This is a genomic window from Pseudomonas quasicaspiana (assembly GCF_021147825.1).
Taxonomy (GTDB): domain Bacteria; phylum Pseudomonadota; class Gammaproteobacteria; order Pseudomonadales; family Pseudomonadaceae; genus Aquipseudomonas; species Aquipseudomonas quasicaspiana.
Map to the genome: position 1 here is coordinate 44,583 of NZ_JAGTPI010000021.1, position 26,444 is coordinate 71,026.

Below are 26,444 nucleotides of genomic sequence, written 5' to 3' on the forward strand. Positions count from 1 at the left end.
AAGCTCCCGGTATTAGAACGGCGCATCGCCCTGGATGGTCGTGCGATGCAGGCGGCGACGCAGATGGTCAGGCGTGCCGCCCGCCAGGTGGATCAGCGAGCGGTTGTCCCAGAAGACCATGTCGTTGGGTGCCCACTTGTGGCGATAAACCCCTTCTGGCCGAACGCTGTGCGCGTACAGTTCGTTGAGAATCTGCTGACTCTCGTCTTCCGGCAGACCGACGATATGCGTGGTGAAGCCTTCGCTGACAAACAATGCTTTGCGACCGTTTTCAGGGTGTGTGCGCACGATCGGATGGCTGACCACAACGACTTGCGCCAGTTGCTCGGGAGTCAGGGTTGGCCGCCAGTTTTGAGCGTTGTGCCCGTCGCGGTAGCGCGAGGTGTAGCTGTGCACGGCAGAGCGGCCTTCAACAGCTTTGCGCAAATGCTCAGGCAAGGTGTCCCAGGCCAGGTGCATGTTGGCGAACAAGGTGTCGCCACCTTCGCTTGGCAGTTCTTGCGCGTAGAGCATCGAGCCGAGGCTTGGCAGCTCCTTGTAGGAAAGATCGGAGTGCCAATACTTGCCCGCGTCGCCCAGGCCCAGCGGCTGACCGTTTTCCACAATGTTGGAAACGATGAGGATTTCCGGGTGGTTGGCGAGCAGGAACTGTTTGAGCACGTGGATCTGCAACACGCCAAAACGGCGGCTGAAGTCGATCTGCTGTTGCGGGGTGATCTGCTGATCGCGGAACACCACGACGTGGTAATCCAGATGCGCGCGATGTACGCGAGCGAAGTCGGCGTCATTCAGCGGTCGGGACAGGTCGAGCCCGAGGATCTCTGCGCCCACGTTAGCGGCGAACGGACGCACTTCAAACTGTTGAGATGCAGCTTGAACGGGTGATGACGCGAGAGACGCTGACGACATGGCTCGGACTCCAGAAGACTGGTGGTAATGAGCCACGACTTTATAGGTATAAGAATCGAAATTTAAATATCGTTATTGCATATGGATAGTCCGGATTGAGCTAGGGGTATTTGAGACGCAGGGTTTGGCGCCAATCCCTGTGGAAGCGAGGCTTGCCCGCGATAAGGCTGAACGCGGTAGACCTGATATCTGCGGTGCCTTTATCGCGGGCAAGCCTCGCTCCCACAGGGATTTGTGCCCGGCGCGATAACCCACGCACAAAAACGCCGACGCTGTTGCCAGCGTCGGCGTTGGGTATTTCGTGTTCAGCTTGGCAATCAGAACGCTGGCAGTACCGCGCCTTCGTACTTCTTGTTGATGAAGTCTTTTACTTTCTGGCTGGTCAGGGCCTTGGACAGTTTCTCGATAGCGTCGGTGTGAGCGTTATCGGAACGGGTCACCAGGAAGTTCACGTAAGGCGAATCAGCGCCTTCGATGATCAACGCGTCTTTTTTCGGGTTCAGCTTCGCTTCCAGCGCGTAGTTGGTGTTGATCAGCGCCAGATCAACCTGGCCCAGTGCGCGTGGCAGTACGGCCGATTCCAGCTCGCGGAACTTGAGCTTCTTCGGGTTGGTGGCGATGTCTTTCGGAGTCGCCAGTGCGTCGGTCGGGTTTTTCAGTGTGATCAGGCCATTTTTCTGCAACAGCAGCAGGGCACGACCGGCGTTGCTGCCTTCGTTAGGGATGGCGACGGTTGCGCCTTCTGGCAGGTCAGCGATGTTCTTGTACTTGTTGGAGTAGCCACCGAACGGTTCAACGTGTACGCCAACACCGGTCACCAGCGTTGCGCCTTTGCCTTTGTTGAAGCCATCGAGGTAAGGCTTGGTCTGGAAGTAGTTGGCGTCCAGACGCTTTTCATTGAGTTGTACGTTTGGCTGCACGTAGTCGGTGAACACTTTGATTTCCAGATCCACGCCTTCTTTAGCGAGGTCAGGCTTGATCAGTTCGAGAATTTCCGCGTGAGGAACCGGCGTAGCACCGACCACCAGTTTCTCGGCTGCTTGAGCCACGCTTACCGAAAATACGGCCGCCAGAGCGGTCAACAGCAATGTCTTTTTCATGCAATGTCCTTAGAGAAAATCGAGGTCGGTCTGTACGACAGCTCTTCAATGAGTTGCCCCCGACTGCTGGCGCGGTCGGGGGCGTGGAGCGGACATTACCGATATTTTTTATTCCAATACAATACTTTTTTATCAAGTAGTTATGCCTTTTGTAGCTATCCGACTGGAGCGCTCCAGCCGTCGAGCACAAATCAAAACTCTCGTAGCGCCTGCATCCGATCCTGATCAGCAGTCAGGAAGTCGCCTGGTTTGATATTGGTTTGCCCTAGCCCTGAAGCGCTTTGCTCCGGATCGCCGCGCAAGAATGAGTCAAGGGTGGTGGAACGCTGGGGATCACCTGCGCCAGCGGGGTCGTTATTACCGCCGGCCAGATCATCGATGAAGTCGATAGCTTCAAATGAGTAATCCGCGATGTTCAGATACCCGGACAACTTCGTGGCCATCTGAAAACGGTTCTGGAGCGCTACAGTATTCCTTGCACCTTTACCCAGTCGTGCAGCGCCGCCAAAGCCTTGGATCGCCTTCGCGTTATTCACTCTAATCGCTCCTTGACGCGCAGTTGCAGCGGCACCGGCTCCTTTACTGACAAAACGCGCCGCAGTTTGGCTACCTCGTCTGGCCGCAAAACTCGCCACTGAAGAACCTGAAAGGCCTGCCAGCCCCAAGCCAAGTCCCACATAACCTAAAATATCTCCAGCTTTGGAATCAGATGCAGCCAGAGACACCAGCTCGCCAGTAATCTGGATAACGTCAGCAGCAACACTAAGCGTCGCCATGAATATCACCGGCCCGGTCAACGGTGCACTGGCTCCAAGTGTCGCGGCAGTGAGAGCGATGGCGGCAACGGAGATCGCGATGCCCACAAAGGCTTTAAACAAACTCTTGAAAGAGAAGTGCCCAGTGGGGTCAGTCATGTTGACCGGATCGCCCACACAATAGGCATAAGGGTTTATGCCCCCTGAATCAAATGGGCTCATCGTGTCGGGGCTATGAAACCGCATCAGCACCGGGTTGTAAGCCCGATAACCATTGCCCAGCAAATAGCAACCGGTCACCGGGTCGGGTTGCTCACCGTTAAAGCCCAGCAAGCTTTGCAGCCCGCCTTCGACGGCACTGCCGCCATAAGGGGTGTAGACACTGCGCTTTATCTGATTGCCCGTGACTGACTGCAAAACGCTGCCCTGCTGATCGCAGCCCAGCAGGCTGTTGACTACCGTGCTACCTGAGTGGGTCGACTGCGCCAAAACATGGCCACCCGACTCCATCAGGCTATGCTGCTTTGCGCCCTCCAATTGCGTGGCAATGCGGCCATCCCGATAAACTCGCGTACTGGCGGGAGCGCCCGCTGGCTCTACGCCAATCAAGCGATCCAGGGCGTCGTAGCGATAACTGATCAACTGATTCATGCTTGTGCCTCCGAGACCGATTCCAGACGGCCCAGGCCGTCATAGCTCAGGCTACGACCGCGCTCATCATTGAGCTGGTTACCGTCTCGGTCGTAAGAAAATTTGGCCTGTTGCCCGGCATAGTCCGGATGGCTATGGCGAACGCGGCTTAATTGGGTTTTGTCGAAGTTTTCATATTCATAAGTAGCGATGTTCTCGCCACCTGTGAACACGGTTTTCAACTGGCGGACGTTATCCAGTTCGTCGAACAGGTAGTCCTGTACAAGAATCTCTTTACCCGCCGCATCCACCGGTAAATGCAGGCCGGTGCACTCGTAGTGTTCCAGACGACCGCGAGAGTCATAGGCAAATTGCTCATCACGCAGCACGGTGCTTCCGCGCTGCAAGATGCGTCTGACGAGCTTGTCTTTATTGTCGAATTGTTGGGACAGTTCTTCCGGCTGACTGGAGTCAACCGTCAGCACCCGACGCACCTCACGGCCAAAGTCGTCGTATTCAAGCTGCGTGACAAGTGTGCGTTTACTTTGGCTGTCGACCGTTTCGATTTTGCTGACACGCCCGAATGAGTCATAGCTGTAGTCCGCTGTGACAGCCCCCCTCACGACCTTGGCAATCCGACACAGCGCGTCATAGTGGGTGATCTGTTTAACGCCCGCTGCATCTACATATTCCAGTGGCAAGCCTTTAAGCGAGGTGCGATGCGTGGCATCCAGTGTGCCCTGAGCTTCAGTTATCTGGTCGTTTTGCAGCTTGCCGGACGGCAGGTAAATGCGCTGCTGCTCGTTACCCGGGCAGGAGGCCTGAATCAATTTCGCGTGAGCATTGTCGTAGCGGAAGCTGGCGGCGAGATTGCTGTCACCGGCAACGCTGCGCTCAGTCATCTGATTATTCAGTGACGGGTCATATTGATAGGAAATGACTTTACCGCTGGCTTTGACATGCGTAGCCGGGTTTGGCTGAGCACCCACGTATGTGAAGATTTCAGTGCGTCCACCGACCGTGATGCTGGTCACTCGCAACAGGCCGTCGTAGGTGCGCTCGCCTGCCAGATATTCATTGATCCAGATGTGGGTCGCCAGGTCTTCCGTACTACGTCGCAAGAATGCTTTTTTGATCCGTGTGCCATCGGGCAATTGCGTGATAACCAGGCGATCAGCAAAGTCATACACAAACCTGGTCGTACGTCCTTGAGGATCTATTTGCTGAACACATCGCCCGAGGCCATCGTAGAGATACTCTGTGGCGCCACACGAAACACCTTTGCGATCAAAGCGTTCGACCGTGTCGTTTTTACCAAACAAGTTTTTGGTGATGACCGTTTTACCAGCCTGATCAATACCCTGAGTCTGGACGAGCGTGACTGGATCGAGTCGATCGTGACTGATGACTCCATCCGGGCCGATGGTCGAGACGCGATTACCCCAATCGTCATAGGTGTAACGGGTCTTCAATTGAACAGCTTCGCCGTCGAGCCAGTCAGTGCTGGTTTCTTCAGCCAACTGGCCAAGTCCATCGTAGTTAGCGCTGTAAACGGCACGCATGGGTTGACCGACAGCGTCGACGTCCTGAACCTCAACGGCAATTTTTCGATTCAACCCGTCAAGCCGTGTCAGCGTTTGAGCACCGTTGGGAGCTGTGGTGAGGGTGGATACCTCGTCAGCCAACGTGTTTGCCAACTGGTAGCTGTGCGTTCTGGAAACCTGGCCGGGGGTTTCAGGTGCCAGCATTTCAGAGGTTTTGCGCCCGAACCGGTCATAGATCGTATCCAGGGCAACGCCCATCTGTTCGACTACTTTTACTTCTGCCCCGGTCAAAACGTTTTGCCAAACGGATTGGGTACTGACAGTGCGATCCTTGGCCATCAAGGTAGTTTGCGTACACAGAGTGCCGCCCTTTAACTCATAGCGATATTCCGTAATCGTACTGCTGCCTTCAACCGTCTCGATCCTGCGCTTGACGCGACCCAGGAATTTGCTTTTGGGGTCGGCTTCGTAGTGTCGGGCGATGGTCACCAGTGGCGTTACTTGACCGCCCTGGAATAACGACTCTTGCTCCAGTGTCAAAAAGCTTCCCCGCTCGGGGCTGGCTGATGGGAGTTCGGTGTAGCGGTATTGCGTGACAAGCGTGGGAGCGGGGGCACAATCAGGTGCGGGTATCAGGGTTTTGGACTTGAGCCAGCGCTCTCTTGCGAACGTATCTGCCGGGCATCCGTCGGATGCCCCTACAGGGTAATACTTGAAAACCTCTGTAATCCCGGATGGCGACTCTTTTCTGCGGATGTTGCCCATTTCATCGTAGTCAGTCAGCGTGGTTTCCTTGCGGATGACATCGGGTTTAGCAGTATCAAACCAGGACACCTCAACCTTTGCGGGCAATTGGAAATTTCCGGGTTGATTCTCAAAGCTCTCACCTGTCCTTGCGTGATATTCGGTAAGGGTGCGCACGGTTTTGCCGTTTTGATTGACCGTCTCCTCAACCTGCAAATGAAAGCGGTTGTAGACACGCTTGGTTCTGCGCACAACACGCGCAGCGGATCCGACCCCCAACATCAGGTGTTCGTTAACCTCGTACTCGTAATTACCCGGCGCCCGATAAAGGTTATCGCCGTCATTTCGCCAAGGAGCGCTGGACCCATTACCCAGATAATTACGGCTGGAGTAACTATAGTTTCTGGTTATCACGGGCTGGTTAGAGCGGGGATAAGTGACGTGAGAGGCTACCGCAGGTAAAGTCCTGACCGGGGCTCCGGCAGGCAACCGAAACTCCATAGCCCTATAAGTAATTTGCTCAGCGCCCCCAGTGGGCAACTCGAGCCTGCTGATTAGCCGCAGGCCACCAACAGGTTGATAAGTGAAACGCCATGACGCTGCTTTATCATTTTCCAGCGGCAGGGTGATTTTGGTAAGCTCGTTATTCTGAATCTGAAGAGTAAACACCAACTTGTCCGTTGGGCTGTCAGGCCATAGGGAGATACTGGAGACTCTCGATGAACCGTCAAGCACATCGACAGTTAATAACGTCTGGCTTTCATCTCGAATCTCACGCAGCATCCGCCGGCCGCCGACGACACGGTATGAGAAATTTAAAACCCGACCTTCCGGAGAATAGAGTTTAGAAACAATCCACTCATCCCAGTTAAGCGCCGGGTTAGACAATATCTCTACGACGCCTGATTTGTGCTCGATAATCAATTCATCACCGACACGACTGGTTTTCAAATCTTGAACTTTTTTGTCAGCGATGACGAATTGGCCTGGTGCTGTATTGGCAAGATAGGTTGCGCCGTTAAACACATTCAGTTGCCGTGTGGTACGGCTATATCGGGTAAAGGGCATCGACCATCCTGTACCAAAGCCCAGGTTAGCGTTGCTGAGCCCATTGAAAGAAATGGACACCGGAAGTGAGGGACCGCTTAATGAATTAGCCAGTAAGTTAGACAACGACAAATTGCAACTGTACGTGCCTGTTCTGGGGTCAACTCCAGCACTGATAAAGCTTAGAAAATTATACGCATTAGAATACACGTGAGGCCTACCTTATAATTATTGCCTATCGATTAACAAAACATGCGGCGCGCCCAGTTCACGGGGCGCGCCTAAAACTCAATACAGTTCTAAACGACCATCCACACGCTCTGGGTTTACAATACGAAACCGAAGAACATGAGAGTTACCATACATATCGATGGCGGTGATCGTCGCATTCTTTACTTTTCCAGGAGAAAGCCAGCGATCCCTAAATGTAATCAATGCAGGCTGGCCTCTGACGGGTGTTATACCGGTAACAGATGCCGGTGCACCCGGCGGACGCGGAGAGGGATATATAATCGAGTTGATCCCAGGCCCCATGTAGCCCGAGACCATGCCCACGCGGGTTACGGTGCTGCTACCTGCATGATATCCAACGCCAACGGGTGAGACACTGATGCTTCTAAATTCGATGTTCACACCATTATCATTAAGCACGAGAGGGATATAATCCAGCTTCCCCCACTGCCCCAACTCCATCGTATGAACAACCTCGAACCTGTACTTATCCACGGTGTAAGTCGTTGGACGAAGCGGCGTGATAGTCATATCGCCCTCGATAAGCCCCCGCGAATCAAACTGCTCACCATCGTCGCGATTAACGGTAAGGCTCACGGTTAACGGTTCTTGGCGAACAGTACGAACGAACAGATCTACATAATATGTATATCTATCCTTTACCGAGGCCTCTTCATTCGCCAGCTGTTGCGAGGAGGTAGGAACATAGTCGTAACCGTAGGGATTGACATGAGACCAATCCCAGCCGTGTTGCGAGCTAACCGGCCTGGGCAGGCCTGGTAATGGAATTTGATAATGTATCGCCGCCCCGCCATGATGATTGACTAACTTGATGGAGTCTAACTCTGTCTGAGTCAAAGCAACCGGTTCCAGATTTACGTCAAGGGCTTTGATAGCGACTCGTAACTTTACAGCCTGGAGACCGTTCCAAAACAAACGCCCTCCACCAGCTGCGCTGACGACCTTAAATGTTTCCAATGAAACCCATCTTTCAGTCATGAGAACTCCTTGTAGACCCTATAAAGGGAACTTCTTGAATTTATAATCAACACCAACGACTCCAGCGTTAAAGCTAACAACATCAACTGGAGTCCGGCACGAGAAAAGAGCAACTAGACAGCTCTTCAACACCAGACTGATTTAAATAATTTTTAGTGTCTAGCGTACGAAATAGAAAGTAATAAACAGCACCTCCAAAGCGGCAATTACTGCAACTTCAATGGCTATATAACAACCCTGGACCGGGAATAAAGCGCCACACAATGTAGGACCCATCCATTACTAGTGACAGACAACTCATAATCGATTTTTCGCCCACAAAAAAAACGCCGCACCCTTGCCAAGGGTGCAGCGCTGAAAAAACGGGGGTTGTGGGTTAGCGAGTGAGTTCGTTCAACCGGGAATCAACCGTTTCGAGCACCCGTCGCAGTGCAAAGAGTTGCTCAACCTTTGCGTCAAGGAGAAGCTTTCCTACAAGCTGCTCCACTTGCACAAGCGGGTCGACGCTGGCAGGCAGGTTCAGGTGCTCCGGCAAGATTTCGTCGCCACTGCTGACCAGCAGCGCAAAGTGGATGACGTTCTCCAGCTCACGGGTGTTACCTGACCAGTGATGGGCTTCCAGTACTTGCTGCGCTGCGTCGCTGATCAGCGGCACGGCCAGATTCAGGCGCTGGCTATAGATGCCGAGGAAATACTCGGCCAGTGGCAGAATGTTGCCCGGCTGCTCGCGCAAAGGCGGCAGTTCCAGGTGGCCTTCGCTGAGGTAGTGAAAAAGCCGCTCGTGGAATTTGCCAGCAGCAACGGCCTGAGCCAGATCGATGCTGGTGGCGGCGACCAGCCGCACGTCTACCGGGCTGGGTTGTTGCGCACCGACGCGGGTGACTTCGTGATTTTCCAGAGCGGCCAGCAGCTTGATCTGGATTGGTAACGGCAGGTCACCTATCTCATCCAGATAGAGCGTGCCGCCATTGGCTGAACCAAACCACCCTGCGCGGCTGCTGGCCGAACCACTGTGGGCACCGGCGGCATAGCCAAACAGTTCGGCGTCGGCATAGGTCGGGCTGATCGCGCCGCAGTTGACCGAGACGAACAAACCCGTGCGGTCGCTGCCGCGATGTATGTGCCGCGCCAGCAGTTCTTTACCGGTGCCGGACTCGCCACGAATCAGCACTGGCAAAGCGCGAGGTGCCAGTTGCTCCATTTCTTCACGTAGTTGGCGCGAACGCGGATCAATGAACACCAACGCCTTGGCGCGAATGCTAAGCGGGCTTTTTTCGGCATCGGGGAAGGTCAACAACGGCTGACCGAAGGTTTCGTTAAGGCTCATGGCAGACTCCCGCCCGAGCCTTGCGACGGCTCAAGCGTTAAAAAACAAAGTGGATCGGTGAGGCAAGCGCGATACGTCTCGCGCTGCGTAAGCTCATGCGCGACGCCGTGCGTGTTGTTCCATTCGGCTCTGCAGGCGGTACAGGTAAGCGAAGCCTTGTTCCCAGCGGCGATGTCCTGACTTGGTATTGATATGCCCGGCCTGGCTGAGAATGCCGGTTTCGGCGCCCCAATCGCGCGCCATCTCAAGGGCGCGCTGAGTGCTGACCGCCGCGTCGTTATCCGATGTAACGATCTGAGTCGGGAATGGCAGCAGGTCCTTCGGGATTGGCGCGAAGTTACGCAACGCAGGCGAGCAGGCAGGCCGCTCGACGTCAGCAGGCGCGACCAGCAAAGCGCCCTGCACCTGACGCAGCGACTCCAGCGGAGCCAGTCGCGCCCAATGCGCAACGGTGATGCACCCTAGGCTGTGAGCAATCAGAATCACGGGCGTACTGTCGGCTGCGATACTGCGTTGCAACTCGCCCACCCAGTCTTCGCGACGCGGCTTGAGCCAATCGGCTTGTTCAACGCGCGTGCTGTTTGGCAGGCTGTTCTGCCAATGGGTTTGCCAATGCTCATCGCCTGACCCTTGCCAGCCTGGCACGATCAAATAGCGGATCGACTCGTTATGCATGGGGTCAGCCTCCTGCAGGGGTGCATTCATTGAGCGCAGTATAAGGAGGCGACATATATTCGTTAAGGAATAAGAAGCTATCAACCAATAACCAAAAAGAATATGCAAAGCAAAAAAAAGGGATTGTCCCCTGCCTAAGGAACAACCCCGATAAAAACTGCTATATGCGTGCCCGCCATCAGTGGGCACGGTTGAAGGTACTCAAGATTTGTTACAGATAGACGACGTTAACAGTCCGATCCCATGAATGCTTGCGTGAAAGACGCGCTCCCACAGGCTGGCCTTTATCTCAAATTGATAATGAATCCGTGGGACCGAATTCATTCGGGAAGGCAGTATTTCTAGAGATACATAAGCTGAGGATGTACCGGTCTCTTCGCGAATGAATTCGCTCCCACCTGGATCAGCTCGCAGTGCAAACACAGGATCTGCCACAGGACCGCGTTCCAGTCAGATAATCAGGAGTGCCTCACCGCAAATCAAAGGCCTCATCGTCCAGCAACGCCAGTTGATAGCCGTCATCGCCCACCGCGTGAATCAGCTTGGGCAGGTAGCGTTCGTCGATTTTGGAGCGCAGGCGCTGGAGGGCGACGGTAACCGGACGAGGATCGTCATCATAAATCTCTGCCGCGATTTGCTTGCGGGTAAGGACTTCGCCCTGGCGGCTCGCAAGTAGCTGCAACAAGGCAAACTCCCTCTCCCCCATGGAAATCCGCTGGCCGCCGCGGCTGACACGCTGCAAGGTCATGTCTATTTCCAGATCAGCAATGCTGATGCTCGCCGCGTCGCCTGTCGGGCCACGACGCAGCAACTTGTGCACGCGGGCCAGCAAGTCTTCGTAACTGAAGGGCTTGAGCAGGTAGTCATCAACGCCAAGCTCCAGACCGCGCAGACGGTCTTCGATGGCATCCGGAGCGGTCAGGAACAACACCGGCGTTTCGCCGCGCTGACGGATCAGTTGCAACAGTTGCCAGCCATTGAGGCCGGGCAGCATGACGTCGAGAATGATCAGGTCGTAGTGTTGCTCTTCAACGAAATGGCGACCGTCCAGGCCGTTGAGCGCCACGTCCAGGGTAAAACCCGACTCGGCAAAGCCTTCGGCCAGCTCGTTCGCCGTGCTGGCATCGTATTCCACTAACAGCAGCCGCATGCATCACCTCGATTGTTCAGGCCTTCAGCATAACGATTTGGCGCGCAGGGCGTTGGCCGCTTTACGTAATTTGACCACATCGAAGATTTCCACCTGCTCGTCCACCAGACGCAGAATCTTGCGTTGATGCAGGTCCTGCAATACTTCAAGCAGCTCTTGTGGCGAGAGGTCCGCGGTGCGCTGCGCATCAATTTCGGCAAAGCTCATCAAACGTCGCGCATGACTGAGGTGACCATAACCTTCAGCCAGCATCAACAAACGCCAAGCCACGCGAGCCTTGGCGGGCAGCAATTTTATGCGCTCCGGGCGCAGCAGGTTGATGCCCATTTTCTGACTGAGCAGGTCAGCGAGAGGGCGCCAGTGAGCAGGGTTTTTCTCCAGCAGTTCGTTGACCACTGGCTGTGAAACGTGAAGAAAGATGCTCTGTTCCATGGAGTAGACATCAAATCGACGAGGCATGCCGTCGAACAACGAGACTTCACCGAACCAGTAAGGCATGCGGATGCGCTCAAGACGCGGCACCAGACGTTGATCGGCAGCACCGCCGAAGCGAACAGAACCTTCTACCAGCGCATACAGCCCACAAGGCTCGTCCCCTTTTTCGAACAGGAATTTACCCGGTGTCTTGCGCGTCTGGCGAGCAGCGTCCAACAAGCTATCCTGCAAGGCGGCAGGCAGATGACTGAACCATGGGTCGTTCATTAATCGCGAGCGCCATCCAGCTCCATTTGTCATGTATTGCTCCCTGTTACTGCTGATCACATCGCGTTAAAAACGAAACCGTAGCAGAATCGTTTATCGCTCAAAGAGGAATAATAATGAAAACCCTCACCGACCACCTCAGTCAATACGCGGCCTACCACCGCGACTCGCGGAATATCGCGACACACTTTGTAGGAATTCCACTGATCGTCGTCGCCGTCACGGTGCTGCTGTCTCGCCCGGGCTGGATAATGGGCGGTTTTTGGCTCTCCCCGGCAGCCGTGGTCGCGGCAGCCTCGGTGATCTTCTATTTACGCCTTGACCGGCAGTTCGGCGTGTTGATGGGCGTGCTGCTGGGCCTTTGCCTGTGGGCAGGCGCCGTCCTCGCGCAACAGGCGACCATGGTCTGGCTCAGCGCCGGAGTGGCTTTGTTTGTGGTGGGCTGGATCATTCAGTTCGTCGGCCATTATTACGAAGGCCGCAAACCGGCATTTATCGATGACATCAGCGGGCTGATTATCGGGCCGTTGTTTGTAGTGGCGGAACTGGCTTTTCTGATGGGGCTGCGCAAGCCGTTGCAGCATGCGATTGAAGAAAGATCAGGGCCCGTGCGCAAGCGGGATTTGAAGCCGGTGGTGTGAAGGCAAATCCAATCCGACGGCATCGCGCCATTCGGTGGAATTGCATAGAACCTGTGCAGACTGTGTGGGAGCGAGGCTTGCCCGCGATAAGATCAACTCGGTCTCAAATACCGTACCGACCTTATCGCGGGCAAGCCTCGCTCCCACATAAATGTTTCGGCAGGCTTTAAATATGCGCAACCTTCTGCCAGACCTTCGGCTTGAAGAACAGCGTTTCGCCCCGCGCCAGGCCGGTCAGGCTGTCGTGGTCTTTCACCACTTCGGCTTCGATCAGTTCGCTCTGGCCTTCGACCTTCAGGGTGATCCGGGTGGTCGCGCCCAGTGGACGGATGTCGCGCACTTCAGCCGCATGGTGGTCTTCAAGCTCCGAACGTGACAGCGACACTTCATGCGGACGGAACAGCACCTGCTCTTCGCCTACATGCAGGCGGTTGGAGTCGCCCAGGAAGTGGTAAACGAAATCGCTGGCCGGGTTTTCGTAAACCTCGCCCGGCGAACCAATCTGCTCGATTACCCCTTTGTTCATAACCACAATGCGATCAGCCACTTCCATGGCTTCTTCCTGGTCGTGTGTTACGAAAACCGAGGTCAGGTTGATGTCTTCGTGCAGACGCGCCAACCAGCGACGCAGCTCTTTACGCACCTTGGCATCCAGCGCACCAAACGGCTCATCCAGCAGCAGCACTTTAGGCTCTACCGCCAGTGCGCGGGCCAGGGCGATACGCTGACGCTGTCCACCGGACAACTGCTCCGGATAGCGATCAGCCAGCCAGTCCAGCTGGACCATATTCAGCAGTTCATGAACCTTGACCGCGATCTGGCTTTCATTCGGGCGCTGATTCTTGGGTTTCATGCGCAGACCAAATGCAACGTTGTCGAACACGGTCATGTGACGGAACAGCGCGTAGTGCTGGAACACAAAACCGACGTTGCGATCACGTACATCATGGCCGGACACGTCTTCACCGTGGAACACGATACTGCCGTCATCGGGTGTTTCCAGACCGGCAATAATCCGCAGCAAGGTGGTCTTGCCGCAACCGGACGGGCCTAGCAACGCCACCAGCTCGCCACTCTGGATATCCAGATTGATGCTGCTCAGGGCTTTGAAGGCATTGAAGTTCTTGCTGACATTACGGACTTCGATTGACATGAATTATTCCTCCGCCGCACTTTGGCGCAGACGGTTAATGCGCGCTTCGCTCCACTGCTTGAGCAGCAGGATAAACAGCGCAAGGATCAGCAACAGGCTCGCCACGGCAAAGGCTGCAACGTGGTTGTACTCGTTGTAGAGAATTTCGACGTGAAGCGGCAGGGTATTGGTGACGCCGCGAATGTGCCCGGAGACCACAGACACCGCCCCGAACTCACCCATGGCCCGGGCGGTACACAGCACCACACCGTAGATCAGGCCCCATTTGATATTCGGCACCGTCACGTACCAGAACATTTGCCAGCCATTGGCGCCGAGCAGACGGGCCGCTTCTTCTTCCTGAGTGCCCTGCTCCTGCATCAGCGGGATCAGCTCACGGGCCACGAACGGCACGGTGACGAAGATGGTCGCCAGAATAATGCCCGGCAAGGCGAACACGATCTGGATGTCATGATCCTGCAGCCATGGGCCGAAGAAACCTTGAGCACCGAACATCAATACGTAGACCAGACCGGCGATGACCGGCGAGACCGAGAACGGCAGGTCGATCAACGTCACCAGGATGCTTTTGCCCCGGAACGAGTACTTGCTCACACACCAGGCAGCGCTGACGCCGAAAACCAGATTGAGCGGGACCGATATGACCACCGCGATCACGGTCAGCTTGAGGGCTGACAGCGCGTCGGGTTCAAGGATCGCCGTGAAAAACGCGCCGAGGCCGTTTTTCAAACCTTGGGACACCACGATAAACAGCGGCAAGCCCAGGAACAGTAGAAACACCAACCAGCACAGGATGATCAGAATCCGGCGCGACACCGCGCTGCCACGGCGGGCAGCGTTGGCGGAGGCGGCGGCTGAAACAGATGAATGGGACATGTTCTGCGCCTCCTCAGGATGGGGTTTCGATACGCCGCTGCAGCAAGTTGATCAGCAGCAACAGAACGAAGGAAACCACCAGCATCATCACGCCGATCGCTGTCGCGCCGGTGTAATCGTACTGGTCGAGCTTGACCATGATCAGCAGCGGCAGGATCTCGGTTTTCATCGGCATGTTGCCCGCAATGAAAATCACCGAACCGTACTCGCCCACGCCCCGGGCAAACGCCAACGCGAAACCGGTCAGCCAGGCAGGCAACAAGGCCGGAACGAGAATATGACGGAACACTTGCAGCGGACGCGCGCCAAGACAGGCGGCAGCCTCTTCGACTTCACGGGGAATATCGGCCAGCACCGGCTGCACCGTACGCACCACAAAGGGCAACGTAACGAAGGTCAGCGCAAGGGTTATACCCAGCGGCGTGTAGGCGATCTTGAAGCCGAGATCAGCAGCGAATTGCCCGACCAGACCGTTGGGTGCGTAAAGCGCGGTCAAGGCGATACCGGCAACAGCGGTGGGCAAGGCGAATGGCAGGTCGATCATTGCATCAATGATCTTGCGGCCCGGGAAGGTGTAACGCACCAACACCCAGGCCAGCAGAACACCGATCACGCCATTGATGACTGCGGCATAGAACGCTGCGCTGAAGCTCAGTTTCAGAGCTGCCAGCACGCGTGGTGCGGTGATGATTGCCCAGAATTGATCCCAGGTCAGCTGCGCGGCGTGGATGAACATGGCCGCCAGCGGAATTAGCACAATCAGACTGAGGTACACCACGGTGTAACCCAGCGTCAGCCCGAAGCCGGGTATGACGGGAGAAATGCGACGTGACATAGAAGTCCTTGGTTAACACACGGAACCCGCAAACGAGTGCGGGTCCTATAGTTCAGCAGTCAGCGAATAGCTGCTGCAGGAGCGCGCTTGCCCGCGAAAAATCTGACGACCACCAAAAATGTGTCTGATTGGATGGCCTCATCGCGGGCAAGCGCGCTCCTACAGAGCCTGTGTTACTGAGGCGTGTAAATCTGATCGAAAATGCCGCCGTCATTAAAGAATTTCGGCTGCGCAGTTTTCCACCCGCCGAAGTCTTTGTCGATAGTCAGCAGATCCAGTTTCGGGAACTGTTTCTCGTACTTGGCTGCGACTTCCGCGTCACGTGGACGGTAGAAGTTCTTCGCTGCGATTTCCTGACCTTCCTTGCTATACAGGTGCTTCAGGTAAGCCGTCGCGATTTCGGTGTTGCCTTTCTTCTCGGCGTTCTTGTCGACAACAGCCACAGGTGGCTCAGCCAGAATCGACAGCGAAGGTACGACGATGTCGAACTTGTCCGCGCCGCCGTCTTCTTTCAGCGCCAGGAACGCTTCGTTTTCCCAAGCCAACAGCACGTCGCCTTGACCGTTGTTAACGAAGGTAATGGTCGAACCGCGAGCGCCGGTGTCAAGAATCGGCACGTGCTTGAACAGCTCTTTCACGTATTCGTTGGCTTTGGCTTCACTGCCACCGGTTTTCAGGCCATAGCCGTAGGCCGCCAGGAAGTTCCAGCGAGCGCCGCCGGAGGTCTTCGGGTTAGGCGTGATGACAGAAACGCCTTGCTTGGTCAGATCGCCCCAGTCCTTGATGCCTTTCGGGTTGCCTTTACGCACCAGGAAAACGATGGTGGACGTGTAAGGCGTGCTCGCGTCCGGAAGGCGGGTCTGCCAGTTCTCCGGCAGGCTTTTGCCGAGCTTGGCGACTTCATCGATGTCGCCAGCCAGTGCCAGCGTCACGACGTCAGCGCGCAGACCATCAATGACTGAACGCGCTTGCTTGCCTGAACCACCGTGGGATTGCTTGATATCAACCTTGTCGTCCGGATGGGACTTTTTCCAGAAGTTGACGAACTCAGCGTTGTATTCCTGATACAGCTCACGAGTGGGGTCATACGAGACGTTCAACAGCTCGTAATCCTTTGCAACTGCAGAACCGGCAAATACGGCACTGGCAAGTGCGGCCAGCGCATAACGGCGAATGGACATGGGTCAAGCTCCTGGAAATCTGGTGGTGTTGTTGGCTTTTTCTAATTTTTGGTTTGAAGCTTTTCTGTAGGAGCTGCCGAAGGCTGCGAACAGATCTGAAGGCCATTCGCAGCCTTCGGCAGCTCCTACAAGGATCGAGGTGAATCAGCTCGGTTTGTTACCCGGATTCTGCAAACGAAACTTTTCCTTGCGTTCGATCTGCACGACCTGCGCGTTGTGCACGGTGATTTCAACGGCCCCGAAACGCAGATCGCGAAGCGCACTCTGAATCTCGCGCAGAATCGCTGCTTCGTCCTGACCGTCAACGCTACGCAGAGATGCACTCATGATCGAACTCCTTGAAATTGATTGGCCTGCAGCCGCGACCGCGTGAATCTGCTAATGGCATAGAGGCAATCTTAGAGACGTGCGGATATTCTTAAAAATACTATTTAAGAATCTACATATAACCAAAGTGAATTTACGCCACAGGCGCTGCCCCGAAGCACATCGCAACGCGCTGTATCGAGTCAACGGAGGAGTTGTAGGAGCGCACGAGCACCGCGAGGCCGCGATGGCGGTGTGTCAGGCTGACCGCAATCGCTACCTCGCAGTGCTCGTGAGCTCCTACAGGGTGTTTTCATTTCTGTGGTTAGCAGGCAGCTGCACGGAACTGCCACTTCGATTGGCTAAAACCCCGGCGCATGCGCCCAGTCAATCTGCTCAGCCGGCATTGGCCGTGCGAACCAGTAGCCCTGGCCCATCGGGCAATTGTTGGCCAGCAGGAACGACGCCTGATCCACCGTCTCGATGCCTTCAGCCAGCACCCGCATGCCCATGCTTTGCGCGAGGGAAATGATCACTCGCACGATAGCAATGTCGTCTTCATCGCCGGGCAGCCCGGCAACGAAGCCCTGATCGATTTTCAGCTTCTGCACCGGCATGCGCTTGAGGCGCAGCAGGGATGAATAACCCGTGCCGAAATCGTCGATGGCCAGACTCAGCCCCAATTCGCGCAGCCGGTGCATCTGCTCGATGGCTTGATCCGGGTCATCCATGACCGCGCTTTCGGTCACTTCCAGCTCCAGATGCGCGGGGTTCAGCCCGGTGTCACTCAACACCTTTGCCACCCGCTCAACCAGATGACCGCTGGCAAACAGCCGGCTGGAGATGTTGACGGCCACAAAGGAAATATCCACGCCCGCTGCCAGCCAGGCGCACATCTGCTGGCAGGACGTGTTCAACACCCACGCATCCAGCTCGGCAATCAAGCCACTCTGCTCGGCGATGGGGATGAACTCCCCGGGTGACACCAGCCCCCGCTCCGGATGCTCCCATCGCACCAGTGCTTCGACGCCCAGGATGCGGCTGTTGTGCAGGTTGTGAATCGGCTGATAGAACACCCGCAGCTCATTTCGCTCAATGGCACCACGCAACTCGCTGGCCAGATGCACCCGCTGCTGGGCGTGGGCGGTCAGCTCTTCGGTATAGAGAGCATAGGTCTCGCGACCATCACCTTTGGCTTTGAACAGCGCCGAGTCTGCGTTGCGCAGCAGTTGTGCGGGACTGGCTGCGTCCTCAGGGAACAAACTGATACCGACGCTTGCGCTGATGAACAGCTGTCGGTTTTCCAGTACGAACGGGGTTTTGAAGCCTTCCAGAATCCGCTGGGCATACCCGGCCACCTGTACCACTTGCTGGCAATTCTCGATCAGCAGTGCAAACTCGTCGCCGCCCAGCCTTGCAAGCGTCATGTCGTTATCGAACAAAGACCTGAGCCGCTCGGCGACCGCTTTAAGCACGTCATCACCGACGTTATGCCCGAGGCTGTCATTGATGTTCTTGAAATGATCCAGGTCGATCAACAACAGCGCACAGCCGCGCTTGCTGGAACGGGCATAGCTCAGCGCCTGGGTCGTGCGGTCAATGAACAGCAGACGGTTGGGCAAATTCGTCAGGGGATCGTAATGAGCGAGCTGTAACAAGTCCTGCTCGGAACGCTTGATGGCAGTGATGTCGGAAAAGACCGCAACGAAGTTTTTTATCTCGCCGCTGTCGCTTTTCACGCTACGAATACTTTGCCATTGCGGATAAACCTCACCGCTTTTACGCCGGTTCCAGATTTCGCCGCTCCACTGCCCGGCGCTGAAGATCGAGCGATACATCTGCCGATAAAACTCCGGGCCATGACGGCCGGATTTGAATTTGCTCGGGTTGGCGCCCAGCACTTCGTCTAACGGGTAGCCAGTAATCTCCATAAAGGCACGATTGACGTGGACGATTTTCCCATCGCCATCGGTGACCACCACGCCTTCCAGTGTGCTGTCGAAAACAGCGGCCGCCAGGCGCAGTCGCTCATGGTCCTCGCGTTGTCGGCGCAGCGTGAGTTCGATGCCCATGAAACGCAGTAACTGGCTACGAGCCACGAAGATAAAAATGGCGCTGACCGCCACCCAGACGTAACCACTCATCTGTTGGGCAAACTTCAATCGAGCCGGATTTTCGATCAAAGCGGGTAGCCAGTGATCGCTCACGACGAACCAGAGAATGGATAAAACCCCGTAAAACAGGGATGTTCGCAGTGCGTCACGCGAGGAGTCAGTCATAAGAAAGCTAGTAACCTTATGAGGTGCGGGATTAAAGATTAGGAAACATCTGGCGACTCTTATCTCCAAGGCCGACTGGTTTTATCTGGCGGCTCAGTGATAATGCGCACTGTTGGTTTTTTTTCAAAGCGTCTTTTCGAGGGCCCTATAGCCTATGTGGTACAACGGTTTGCTTGACCTTTCCGTCTGGCAGTTAGTAGCAGTCACGCTGGTGATGACCCATGTGACGATCGTCGCCGTCACAATTTATCTCCACCGCTACTCCGCCCACCGCTCCCTGGAGCTGAATGCAGGTCTGAAACACTTCTTCCGCTTCTGGCTGTGGCTGACCACAGCGCAGAACACCCGCGAGTGGACGGCCATCCACCGCAAACACCACGCTAAATGCGAAACCGTCGATGACCCGCACAGCCCGGTCGTCAAAGGGCTTTCTACTGTACTGCGCAAGGGTGCGGAACTGTATCGGGCCGAGGCGGAAAACCCGGACACTTTGCGAATTTACGGCAAAAACTGCCCGGAAGACTGGATCGAACGCAAAATCTATACGCCTTACCCGTTGCTGGGCGTGGCGATCATGGCGGTCATCGACCTGCTGCTGTTCGGCGCGCTGGGCATTACCGTCTGGGCGATCCAGATGATGTGGATTCCGTTCTGGGCCGCAGGTGTCGTGAATGGCTTGGGGCATGCCGTGGGTTATCGCAACTTCGAATGCCGTGATGCGGCAACCAATCTGGTGCCGTGGGGCATCATCATTGGCGGCGAAGAGCTGCATAACAACCACCACACCTACCCGAATTCGGCCAAGCTGTCGGTCAAGAAGTGGGAATTCGACATCGGCTGGGCGTGGATCAAAGTGTTCAGCGCCTTGCGTCTGGCCAAGGTCCAGCGGGTCGCACCCATCGCGCACCGCGTCGAGGGCAAAGGCAGTATCGACATGGACACCGCCATGGCGATCCTCAACAACCGGTTCCAGATCATGGCTCAGTACCGCAAACTGGTGATTGGCCCGTTGGTCGCCCAGGAACTGGCCAAAGCCGATGCTTCGGTACGGCATCAATTCCATCGCGCCAAGCGGTTGCTGTCCCGTGAAACCAGCCTGCTGGATGACAAGCACCACTTGCGCATCCAGACCATGCTGGAACACAGCCACGCGTTGAAAGTGATCTACGAAAAGCGCCTGGCCCTGCAACAAATCTGGGTCAAGACCAGCAGCAACGGCCACGACATGCTGGCTGCCATGAAAGACTGGATCCACGAAGCCGAGGCCAGCGGTATCCAGTCTCTGCGTGACTTCGCCGACCAGCTCAAAACCTACTCGCTGCGCCCTGCGCACGCTTGAAGCCACTGATCAGCGCGCCTCAATTGGGGCGCGCGTGATTTGAACTTCACCTCCTAAATCCACTCAGAACATCTGCCCGCGACCCCGTGCGGGAAATGTTGTGGCTGTGCGCCGCACCTTATTCTGAGATGCAGTGCCATGGACAACAAAACTCTACTGACACCCAATATTGATACTCCCGCCGCTGCGGAGACGCTACTGGCGCTGATGCACGCCCAGGCAGAGGTCGCACGCCTGAGTGAGCGTGAGCAGCTGTTCAGCTCGCTGCTGGTCAGCGTCAACGCCGTGCTCTGGGCATTCGACTGGGCTACCCAGCGGATGATCTACGTCAGCCCGGCTTACGAACGCATCTTCGGTCGCTCTGCGGGTTTGTTGCTGGCCGACTATGGCGAATGGCGCGACAGCATCTACCCCGATGACCTCAACTACGCTGAGCGCAGCCTCAACGAAGTTATCGAAAAAGGCGCTGTGGAAGATCGCGAATACCGGATCATCCGTGCCGACGGCGAAGTCCGCTGGATCAGCGACAAATGCTTCGTGAGCCACCAGACCGACGCCGAGCAGCGTCTCGTCGTGGTGGGCATCGCAGAAGACATCACCGAAAAGAAAGAGCTGGAAAGCGAACTTCAGCGCCTGGCGACCACCGACGTACTGACGCAAAGCAGCAACCGCCGGCATTTCTTCGAGTGCGCCCAGCGCGAATTTGAACTGGCTCGCCTGCACGGCACGCCGTTGGCGTTTCTGTTGCTGGACATCGATGACTTCAAGCTGGTCAACGACACCTACGGTCACCAGGAAGGCGATCTGGTGCTGCAGAAGATCGCTGAATGCGGCAGGACCACGCTACGACGCGGCGACCTGTTCGGACGTATTGGCGGCGAAGAGTTTGCTGCAGTTTTCCCGGGCTGTGCGCCGGACATGGCCAAGCAAATCGCCGAACGCCTGCAACGGGAAATCCAGCGCCTGAGTTTCCAGCGCGGCGACAAAAGCTTCGGCATCACCGCCAGCCAGGGCCTGACCAACATGGGAGAGGACGACCAAAGCCTGGAAATCCTCTACGCCCGTGCCGACGCGGCGATGTACCAGGCCAAGCGTCAGGGCAAGAATCAGATTGTGTTGGTGTAGGTAATTCGCGCAAGAGCCGTATCCCTGACACCGCCCGGAACCGATAGACGAAGTACACCCTGTGGGACCGAATTCATTCGGGAAGGCAATGTTTCAGGCGATACATAGCTGCAAGATGTACCGGCCCCTTCGCGAATGAATTCGCTCCCACAGAATCTACGCAAATCCGTAGGACTGGCCGGATCACGCTTGCGGGCAAACATAGAATCTCCCACCGGTATTCGAGCCAGCAGGCCAAAATAGACTTTCCCAGAAGCCTCTATAGCGCCAGCACCTACCGCGATGAATCCTGCTCAGCCGCTGGCGTTTCATCAATAACCGCTTCAGGCTCCGCCTCCGGCGCACCATCCAGCAGATCCGGACCTTCATCCTCGTCATCAGCCAATGTTTCCACCACCAGCCCCACCGGCGCTGCCAGCAGACTTGGATCAGTCACGCCAGTGAGCTTCTTGCGCAAGCGCTGCAAGTCGGCGACAGTCAGTTTCAACAAGCGGGCAGGCTTGGTTTTGAGCAACGTCGTCACGCTGTCCTCGTCACCCAAACGCGCCATATGCCCGGCCAGGTTCATGACCAGCACTTCGCGGGTATAAACCCCGGTGTTGTACTGATAAACCGACGAGGTCAGCTCCCGCAACTCAAGCGGCAAACGCCAGCGGACACGCAACGCCGAACCGTAAGCAGCAGAGTACTGCTCCAGCGCTTTTTCGATCTGTTGATCATCCAGCTTGCCACCAGCCAGCAACCACTCCTGCAAACAACCCAGCACCGCCAGATCGCCCAGTGACAGCAGCAGCCCCGCACAGAAACAACGTTCGGGGTCGACCTCCAGCATGCCCGCCAACACCCGCGCGTATTCCGCAGTACGTTGCGACATCTCCCAGAACTCGCTGGCCTTCATCTGCAACGCATTGTTGGTCAGGATCGACACGCGCTTCTTGGTCAACGCAGAAACAATGCTGGCACTCTGCGGAGCCCCCAAAAGCGCCAGCGCCGCACCCAGCGTCTGCACAGGCTTGACCAGATGCTTGGCCGCCGTATTAGCAGCGGCAATCAGCACTGCAGTGATATGCGGGTCAGCGCGCAACTCCTGCTCAAGCAACACAGCATCGACGCTACTCCCGACCTGACTAAGCTTCAGCGCAGTGGCAACATCCACAAACAACGGCGCGCCGTCGGCAGTGTCCCGATTCTTCTCGAGATACTTGCTCAGCGTCAGGCCAGGCGTCAGAGCGGGTACTGAGCCAGGCATAGGACAAGCCAATAGCACGCTCTCGACGCGCTGGCGCAGCTTTCCAGTGTCCAGCGGTTTGGTCAGGTAAGCCGTAGGCGCCAGTGGCACCACCTCGCGAACACTGGCCGTGTCACCGCGATTGCTGATCAGGATAAAAGGCAATGGAGGCTGACGACGCAAACCGCGTACGCCACGCAACAGGCTTAAACCATCGATAACAGGCAACTCTCTGGCTGCGATGATCAGATCAGGAATGTGTTTCTTCATGAACTCGACGGCCTGCTTGCCATCGCTGCAAATCTCGAGCGCAACGTCGTCACGCACGCTCAGGATCAACTCACTGAGCGTTTCACGAATCCATGGATCGGACTCAGCAATCAATACCCGAGGCCCCGCAGGCAAATCTACAGCTGTCATCAGAACTCTCTCGTCGAGCAACTCATAACCAATGATCTGAAATGTATTTCCGTAGGAGCTGCCGAAGGCTGCGAAGCGGTGTATCAGACACTACGCCATTCGCAGCCTTCGGCAGCTCCTACACGTTCACGTCTTGCAGCACGAACGTGCTGTGTCAGGAGCATTTTTAAATCCTCAACAGCAATGCACCCACCTTAGCCAATGCATACGAAGGGATATAGATAAAAACCCTCATTTACCCCTTTTAAACGCAAAAAAACCCGCCGAAGCGGGTCTTTTTTGTCCGTTTGGTCACATTTTAATCAATTGCGACCTCGGCATTTTCACGCCAGCTCAGCGAAACATTCTTCGATGATAGCCAGACCTTTATCCAGTTGCTCGTCCGGCGAGGTCAGCGGTACCAGCACGCGCAATACGTTGCCGTAGGTGCCGCACGACAGCAGGATCAGACCCTTGTCGCGAGCCTTGGCCACCACCTGCGCAACAGCAGCAGCGTTTGGCTTGTGGGTGTCGCCGTTTTCGAACAGCTCAACCGCGATCATCGCACCCAGCGCACGGACTTCACCGATTACTGGATACTTGGCTTGAATGGCTTTGAGGCCCGTCACCAGACGCTCGCCGACCGCTTTGCAACGATCCAGCAAATGCTCTTCTTCAAAGACCTGCAACACCGCCAACGCAGCAGCACAGGCCACCGGGCTACCGGCATATGTGCCGCCCAGACCGCCTGGGGCAATGGCGTCCATGTATTCAGCTTTACCGCACACACCGGCCAACGGGAAACCGCCAGCGATGGATTTAGCAAACGTAGTCAGGTCAGCCGTAACGCCCATCTGCTCCATGGCGAAGAACGTACCGGTACGACCCGCGCCCGTTTGCACTTCGTCAGCGATCAGCAGGATGCCGTGCTTGTCGCACAGCTCACGCAGGCGTGCCATGAACGCTTTCGGCGCCACGTAGAAACCGCCTTCGCCCTGAACCGGCTCGATGATGATTGCCGCGATGTCTTTAGGCTCGGCGTCGTTCTTGAAGATACGCTCGATGCTGGCGATGGAATCGTCAACGCTGATGCCATGCAGTTCACACGGGTACAGCGCACGGAAGATACCGCCCGGCATCAGGCCCATGCCAGCCGAGTACGGCACGACTTTACCGGTCAGGCCCAAGGTCATCATGGTGCGACCGTGGTAAGCGCCAGTGAACGCGATCACGCCAGCACGGCCAGTAGCTGCGCGAGCGATTTTCACGGCGTTCTCTACCGCTTCGGAACCGGTGGTGACCAGCAGGGTTTTCTTGGCGAAATCACCTGGCACCTTGGCGTTGATCTTTTCGCACAGCTCAACGTACGGCTCGTAGGCCAGCACCTGGAAGCAAGTGTGAGTCAGCTTGGTCAGTTGCTCTTGCACGGCGGCAATGATTTTCGGGTGCAGGTGACCGGTGTTCAGTACGGCGATACCGCCCGCGAAGTCGATGAACTCACGACCTTCAACGTCGGTAACCGTGGCGTTCTTCGCGGACTCAGCGAAGATCGGGTGGATCTGGCCAACACCGCGTGGAACAGCGGCTTCGCGGCGTTGCATCAATTCTGCGTTTGTCTGGGACATGTTTCCTCATTCGCCGCTCATCGGTCGGCGTGGTTCAAGGATCAAGCGGCGGATCAACACGTGACAGCATTCGATGATCGACTGTCACGGCCTCCGGCCACCAAAAAGGTTTTGGGTGCCACTAAAAACCGCCGAAACGTCGCTCTCGCGCCCCGGCGGCTGCAAACCCCTGCGTTAAACCGACAGGCAGAGGTATTTGATTTCCAGATAATCTTCGATGCCGTACTTCGAGCCTTCACGACCCAGGCCCGAGGCCTTGATGCCACCGAACGGCGCGACTTCGTTGGAGATCAGGCCGGTGTTGATACCCACCATGCCGTACTCCAGCGCTTCAGCCACGCGGAACACGCGGCTCATGTTCTGGGCATAGAAGTACGACGCCAGACCAAACTCAGTGTCGTTGGACATGGCGATCACTTCTGCTTCGTCTTTGAAGCGGAACAGCGGAGCCAGCGGGCCGAAGGTTTCTTCTTTGGCAACGGCCGCATCTTTGGACACGTTGACCAGAATAGTCGGCTCGAAGAAGTTGCCTTCGATGCTGTTGCCACCGAACAGCACTTTCGCGCCTTTGCTCACCGCATCCGCAATGTGCTCTTTAACCTTCGCCACAGCCTTGCCATCGATCAGCGGGCCAGTGGTGGTGCCCTCTTCCAGACCGTTACCGATCTTCAGCTTGGCCACAGCGACCTTGAGCTTTTCAGCGAACGCATCGTAAACCGCGTCCTGCACGTAGATCCGGTTGGCGCAGACGCAGGTCTGACCGTTGTTGCGGTACTTGGAAATGATCGCGCCTTCGACGGCCTTATCCAGGTCCGCGTCGTCGAACACGATGAACGGCGCGTTGCCGCCCAACTCCAGCGACACCTTCTTGATGTCCTTGGAGCATTCAGCCATCAACTGACGACCGATCTCGGTCGAACCGGTGAAGGACAGCTTGCGCACGATTGGGTTACCGGTCAGCTCGCTGCCGATATCGCCAGCGCTGCCAGTAACAACGCTGAACACGCCTGCCGGAATGCCTGCACGCTCAGCCAGTTCAGCCAGTGCCAGTGCGGAGTAAGGGGTTTGTGAAGCAGGCTTGAGCACCATGGTGCAACCGGCAGCCAGCGCCGGGCCTGCTTTACGGGTGATCATCGCAGCGGGGAAGTTCCACGGCGTAATCGCGGCGGTCACACCAATCGGCTGCTTGAGCACGATCAGACGCTTGTCCGGCTGATGGCCAGGAATCACATCGCCGTAAACGCGCTTGGCTTCTTCAGCGAACCACTCAATAAAGGAAGCGGCATAACCGATCTCGCCTTTGGCCTCGGCCAGCGGCTTGCCCTGCTCCAGCGTCATCAGGCGAGCCAGGTCATCCTGATTCTCGATCATCAGCTCAAACCAGCGACGCAGCTTGTTGCCACGGTCTTTGGCGGTGAGTGCACGCCAGGCGGGCAAGGCCTTGTCAGCCGCTTCAATCGCACGACGGGTTTCAGCAGCGCCCATCTTCGGCACAGTGCCCAGGACTTCATCCGTTGCAGGGTTGTTGACCTTGATCGTCTCGCCATTGTCCGCATCCAGCCAGGCGCCATTGATATAGGCTTGCTGGCGGAACAACGTGGAATCTTTGAGCTGCATGTCGGCCTCCGCTTTGATATACCGAAA

The 26,444-nt window shown here is 56.3% G+C and carries 21 protein-coding genes; 3 read left to right on the forward strand and 18 right to left on the reverse strand.

Features of this window, described 5'->3' with window-relative positions:
* Nucleotides 1-12: 12 nt before the first annotated feature.
* The 9 genes from KDX30_RS14475 to KDX30_RS14515 form a co-directional block, all read right to left on the reverse strand.
* A complete protein-coding gene (locus KDX30_RS14475; RefSeq protein WP_122705931.1) occupies nt 13-909 on the reverse strand; it encodes a TauD/TfdA dioxygenase family protein in 897 nt (298 codons plus the stop codon).
* Between the two features lie 317 nt (nt 910-1,226).
* Nucleotides 1,227-2,009, reverse strand: coding sequence for a MetQ/NlpA family ABC transporter substrate-binding protein (locus KDX30_RS14480; protein ID WP_231676515.1), 783 nt, complete (start codon nt 2,007-2,009; stop codon nt 1,227-1,229).
* 191 nt (nt 2,010-2,200) lie between these two features.
* A complete protein-coding gene (locus KDX30_RS14485; RefSeq protein ID WP_231676518.1) occupies nt 2,201-3,415 on the reverse strand; it encodes an RHS repeat-associated core domain-containing protein in 1,215 nt (404 codons plus the stop codon).
* On the reverse strand, nt 3,412-6,750 hold the full coding sequence (locus KDX30_RS14490) for an RHS repeat domain-containing protein (protein ID WP_231676521.1): 3,339 nt from the start codon (nt 6,748-6,750) through the stop codon (nt 3,412-3,414). Before KDX30_RS14490 ends, KDX30_RS14485 begins: the two co-directional genes overlap by 4 nt.
* 267 nt (nt 6,751-7,017) lie before the next feature.
* Nucleotides 7,018-7,959, reverse strand: coding sequence for a hypothetical protein (locus KDX30_RS14495; protein WP_231676524.1), 942 nt, complete (start codon nt 7,957-7,959; stop codon nt 7,018-7,020).
* Nucleotides 7,960-8,335: 376 nt separating this feature from the next.
* Nucleotides 8,336-9,286: a sigma 54-interacting transcriptional regulator gene (locus KDX30_RS14500; RefSeq protein WP_231676526.1), complete on the reverse strand. Its 951-nt coding sequence runs from the start codon at nt 9,284-9,286 to the stop codon at nt 8,336-8,338.
* Nucleotides 9,287-9,379: 93 nt separating this feature from the next.
* Complete coding sequence (locus KDX30_RS14505) at nt 9,380-9,961, reverse strand: alpha/beta hydrolase (RefSeq protein WP_027901115.1); 582 nt, start codon at nt 9,959-9,961, stop codon at nt 9,380-9,382.
* A gap of 469 nt (nt 9,962-10,430) precedes the next feature.
* Nucleotides 10,431-11,111, reverse strand: coding sequence for a response regulator (locus KDX30_RS14510; RefSeq protein WP_231676528.1), 681 nt, complete (start codon nt 11,109-11,111; stop codon nt 10,431-10,433).
* Between the two features lie 24 nt (nt 11,112-11,135).
* Complete coding sequence (locus tag KDX30_RS14515; RefSeq protein WP_231676531.1) at nt 11,136-11,846, reverse strand: Crp/Fnr family transcriptional regulator; 711 nt, start codon at nt 11,844-11,846, stop codon at nt 11,136-11,138.
* Nucleotides 11,847-11,929: 83 nt separating this feature from the next.
* Here KDX30_RS14515 and KDX30_RS14520 point away from each other — a divergent pair, with 83 nt between their 5' ends.
* Nucleotides 11,930-12,454, forward strand: coding sequence for an Mpo1 family 2-hydroxy fatty acid dioxygenase (locus KDX30_RS14520; RefSeq protein ID WP_231676534.1), 525 nt, complete (start codon nt 11,930-11,932; stop codon nt 12,452-12,454).
* Nucleotides 12,455-12,620: 166 nt separating this feature from the next.
* On the opposite strand, the gene KDX30_RS14525 is transcribed toward KDX30_RS14520, so the two are convergent.
* The 6 genes from KDX30_RS14525 to dibA form a co-directional block, all read right to left on the reverse strand.
* The gene (locus tag KDX30_RS14525) at nt 12,621-13,607 is read right to left on the reverse strand and encodes a sulfate/molybdate ABC transporter ATP-binding protein (RefSeq protein WP_231676537.1); all 987 of its coding nucleotides are present in this window, start codon (nt 13,605-13,607) and stop codon (nt 12,621-12,623) included.
* A 3-nt stretch (nt 13,608-13,610) separates the two neighbouring features.
* Nucleotides 13,611-14,483, reverse strand: coding sequence for a sulfate ABC transporter permease subunit CysW (cysW, locus tag KDX30_RS14530; protein ID WP_027898479.1), 873 nt, complete (start codon nt 14,481-14,483; stop codon nt 13,611-13,613).
* Between the two features lie 13 nt (nt 14,484-14,496).
* The gene (gene cysT / locus KDX30_RS14535) at nt 14,497-15,318 is read right to left on the reverse strand and encodes a sulfate ABC transporter permease subunit CysT (protein ID WP_027898478.1); all 822 of its coding nucleotides are present in this window, start codon (nt 15,316-15,318) and stop codon (nt 14,497-14,499) included.
* A gap of 173 nt (nt 15,319-15,491) precedes the next feature.
* Complete coding sequence (locus KDX30_RS14540) at nt 15,492-16,499, reverse strand: sulfate ABC transporter substrate-binding protein (protein WP_027898477.1); 1,008 nt, start codon at nt 16,497-16,499, stop codon at nt 15,492-15,494.
* A 144-nt stretch (nt 16,500-16,643) separates the two neighbouring features.
* A complete protein-coding gene (gene oscA, locus KDX30_RS14545) occupies nt 16,644-16,826 on the reverse strand; it encodes a sulfur starvation response protein OscA (protein ID WP_003170956.1) in 183 nt (60 codons plus the stop codon).
* 341 nt (nt 16,827-17,167) lie between these two features.
* A complete protein-coding gene (gene dibA, locus KDX30_RS14550) occupies nt 17,168-19,084 on the reverse strand; it encodes a phosphodiesterase DibA (protein WP_231676540.1) in 1,917 nt (638 codons plus the stop codon).
* A gap of 154 nt (nt 19,085-19,238) precedes the next feature.
* On the opposite strand from dibA, the gene desA reads away from it, so the two are divergent.
* Both desA and KDX30_RS14560 read left to right on the forward strand, forming a co-directional pair.
* A complete protein-coding gene (gene desA, locus KDX30_RS14555) occupies nt 19,239-20,423 on the forward strand; it encodes a delta-9 fatty acid desaturase DesA (RefSeq protein ID WP_231676544.1) in 1,185 nt (394 codons plus the stop codon).
* Between the two features lie 138 nt (nt 20,424-20,561).
* On the forward strand, nt 20,562-21,548 hold the full coding sequence (locus tag KDX30_RS14560) for a GGDEF domain-containing protein (RefSeq protein ID WP_027901284.1): 987 nt from the start codon (nt 20,562-20,564) through the stop codon (nt 21,546-21,548).
* Between the two features lie 274 nt (nt 21,549-21,822).
* On the opposite strand, the gene KDX30_RS14565 is transcribed toward KDX30_RS14560, so the two are convergent.
* From KDX30_RS14565 to gabD, 3 genes are all read right to left on the reverse strand, one after another.
* Nucleotides 21,823-23,196, reverse strand: coding sequence for an HDOD domain-containing protein (locus tag KDX30_RS14565; RefSeq protein WP_231676547.1), 1,374 nt, complete (start codon nt 23,194-23,196; stop codon nt 21,823-21,825).
* A 323-nt stretch (nt 23,197-23,519) separates the two neighbouring features.
* Nucleotides 23,520-24,800: a 4-aminobutyrate--2-oxoglutarate transaminase gene (gabT, locus tag KDX30_RS14570; RefSeq protein WP_027901286.1), complete on the reverse strand. Its 1,281-nt coding sequence runs from the start codon at nt 24,798-24,800 to the stop codon at nt 23,520-23,522.
* Between the two features lie 174 nt (nt 24,801-24,974).
* A complete protein-coding gene (gene gabD / locus KDX30_RS14575; protein ID WP_187521919.1) occupies nt 24,975-26,417 on the reverse strand; it encodes an NADP-dependent succinate-semialdehyde dehydrogenase in 1,443 nt (480 codons plus the stop codon).
* Nucleotides 26,418-26,444 lie beyond the last annotated feature (27 nt).

Excerpts from the sequence above, each read along its gene's own strand:
- KDX30_RS14475 (WP_122705931.1), bottom strand. The coding sequence starts at position 909 with ATGTCGTCAGCGTCTCTCGCGTCATCACCCGTTCAAGCTGCATCTCAA.
- KDX30_RS14480 (WP_231676515.1), bottom strand. The coding sequence starts at position 2,009 with ATGAAAAAGACATTGCTGTTGACCGCTCTGGCGGCCGTATTTTCGGTA.
- KDX30_RS14485 (WP_231676518.1), bottom strand. The coding sequence starts at position 3,415 with ATGAATCAGTTGATCAGTTATCGCTACGACGCCCTGGATCGCTTGATT.
- KDX30_RS14490 (WP_231676521.1), bottom strand. The coding sequence starts at position 6,750 with ATGCCCTTTACCCGATATAGCCGTACCACACGGCAACTGAATGTGTTT.
- KDX30_RS14495 (WP_231676524.1), bottom strand. The coding sequence starts at position 7,959 with ATGACTGAAAGATGGGTTTCATTGGAAACATTTAAGGTCGTCAGCGCA.
- KDX30_RS14500 (WP_231676526.1), bottom strand. The coding sequence starts at position 9,286 with ATGAGCCTTAACGAAACCTTCGGTCAGCCGTTGTTGACCTTCCCCGAT.
- KDX30_RS14505 (WP_027901115.1), bottom strand. The coding sequence starts at position 9,961 with ATGCATAACGAGTCGATCCGCTATTTGATCGTGCCAGGCTGGCAAGGG.
- KDX30_RS14510 (WP_231676528.1), bottom strand. The coding sequence starts at position 11,111 with ATGCGGCTGCTGTTAGTGGAATACGATGCCAGCACGGCGAACGAGCTG.
- KDX30_RS14515 (WP_231676531.1), bottom strand. The coding sequence starts at position 11,846 with ATGACAAATGGAGCTGGATGGCGCTCGCGATTAATGAACGACCCATGG.
- KDX30_RS14520 (WP_231676534.1), top strand. The coding sequence starts at position 11,930 with ATGAAAACCCTCACCGACCACCTCAGTCAATACGCGGCCTACCACCGC.
- KDX30_RS14525 (WP_231676537.1), bottom strand. The coding sequence starts at position 13,607 with ATGTCAATCGAAGTCCGTAATGTCAGCAAGAACTTCAATGCCTTCAAA.
- cysW (WP_027898479.1), bottom strand. The coding sequence starts at position 14,483 with ATGTCCCATTCATCTGTTTCAGCCGCCGCCTCCGCCAACGCTGCCCGC.
- cysT (WP_027898478.1), bottom strand. The coding sequence starts at position 15,318 with ATGTCACGTCGCATTTCTCCCGTCATACCCGGCTTCGGGCTGACGCTG.
- KDX30_RS14540 (WP_027898477.1), bottom strand. The coding sequence starts at position 16,499 with ATGTCCATTCGCCGTTATGCGCTGGCCGCACTTGCCAGTGCCGTATTT.
- oscA (WP_003170956.1), bottom strand. The coding sequence starts at position 16,826 with ATGAGTGCATCTCTGCGTAGCGTTGACGGTCAGGACGAAGCAGCGATT.
- dibA (WP_231676540.1), bottom strand. The coding sequence starts at position 19,084 with ATGACTGACTCCTCGCGTGACGCACTGCGAACATCCCTGTTTTACGGG.
- desA (WP_231676544.1), top strand. The coding sequence starts at position 19,239 with ATGTGGTACAACGGTTTGCTTGACCTTTCCGTCTGGCAGTTAGTAGCA.
- KDX30_RS14560 (WP_027901284.1), top strand. The coding sequence starts at position 20,562 with ATGGACAACAAAACTCTACTGACACCCAATATTGATACTCCCGCCGCT.
- KDX30_RS14565 (WP_231676547.1), bottom strand. The coding sequence starts at position 23,196 with ATGACAGCTGTAGATTTGCCTGCGGGGCCTCGGGTATTGATTGCTGAG.
- gabT (WP_027901286.1), bottom strand. The coding sequence starts at position 24,800 with ATGTCCCAGACAAACGCAGAATTGATGCAACGCCGCGAAGCCGCTGTT.
- gabD (WP_187521919.1), bottom strand. The coding sequence starts at position 26,417 with ATGCAGCTCAAAGATTCCACGTTGTTCCGCCAGCAAGCCTATATCAAT.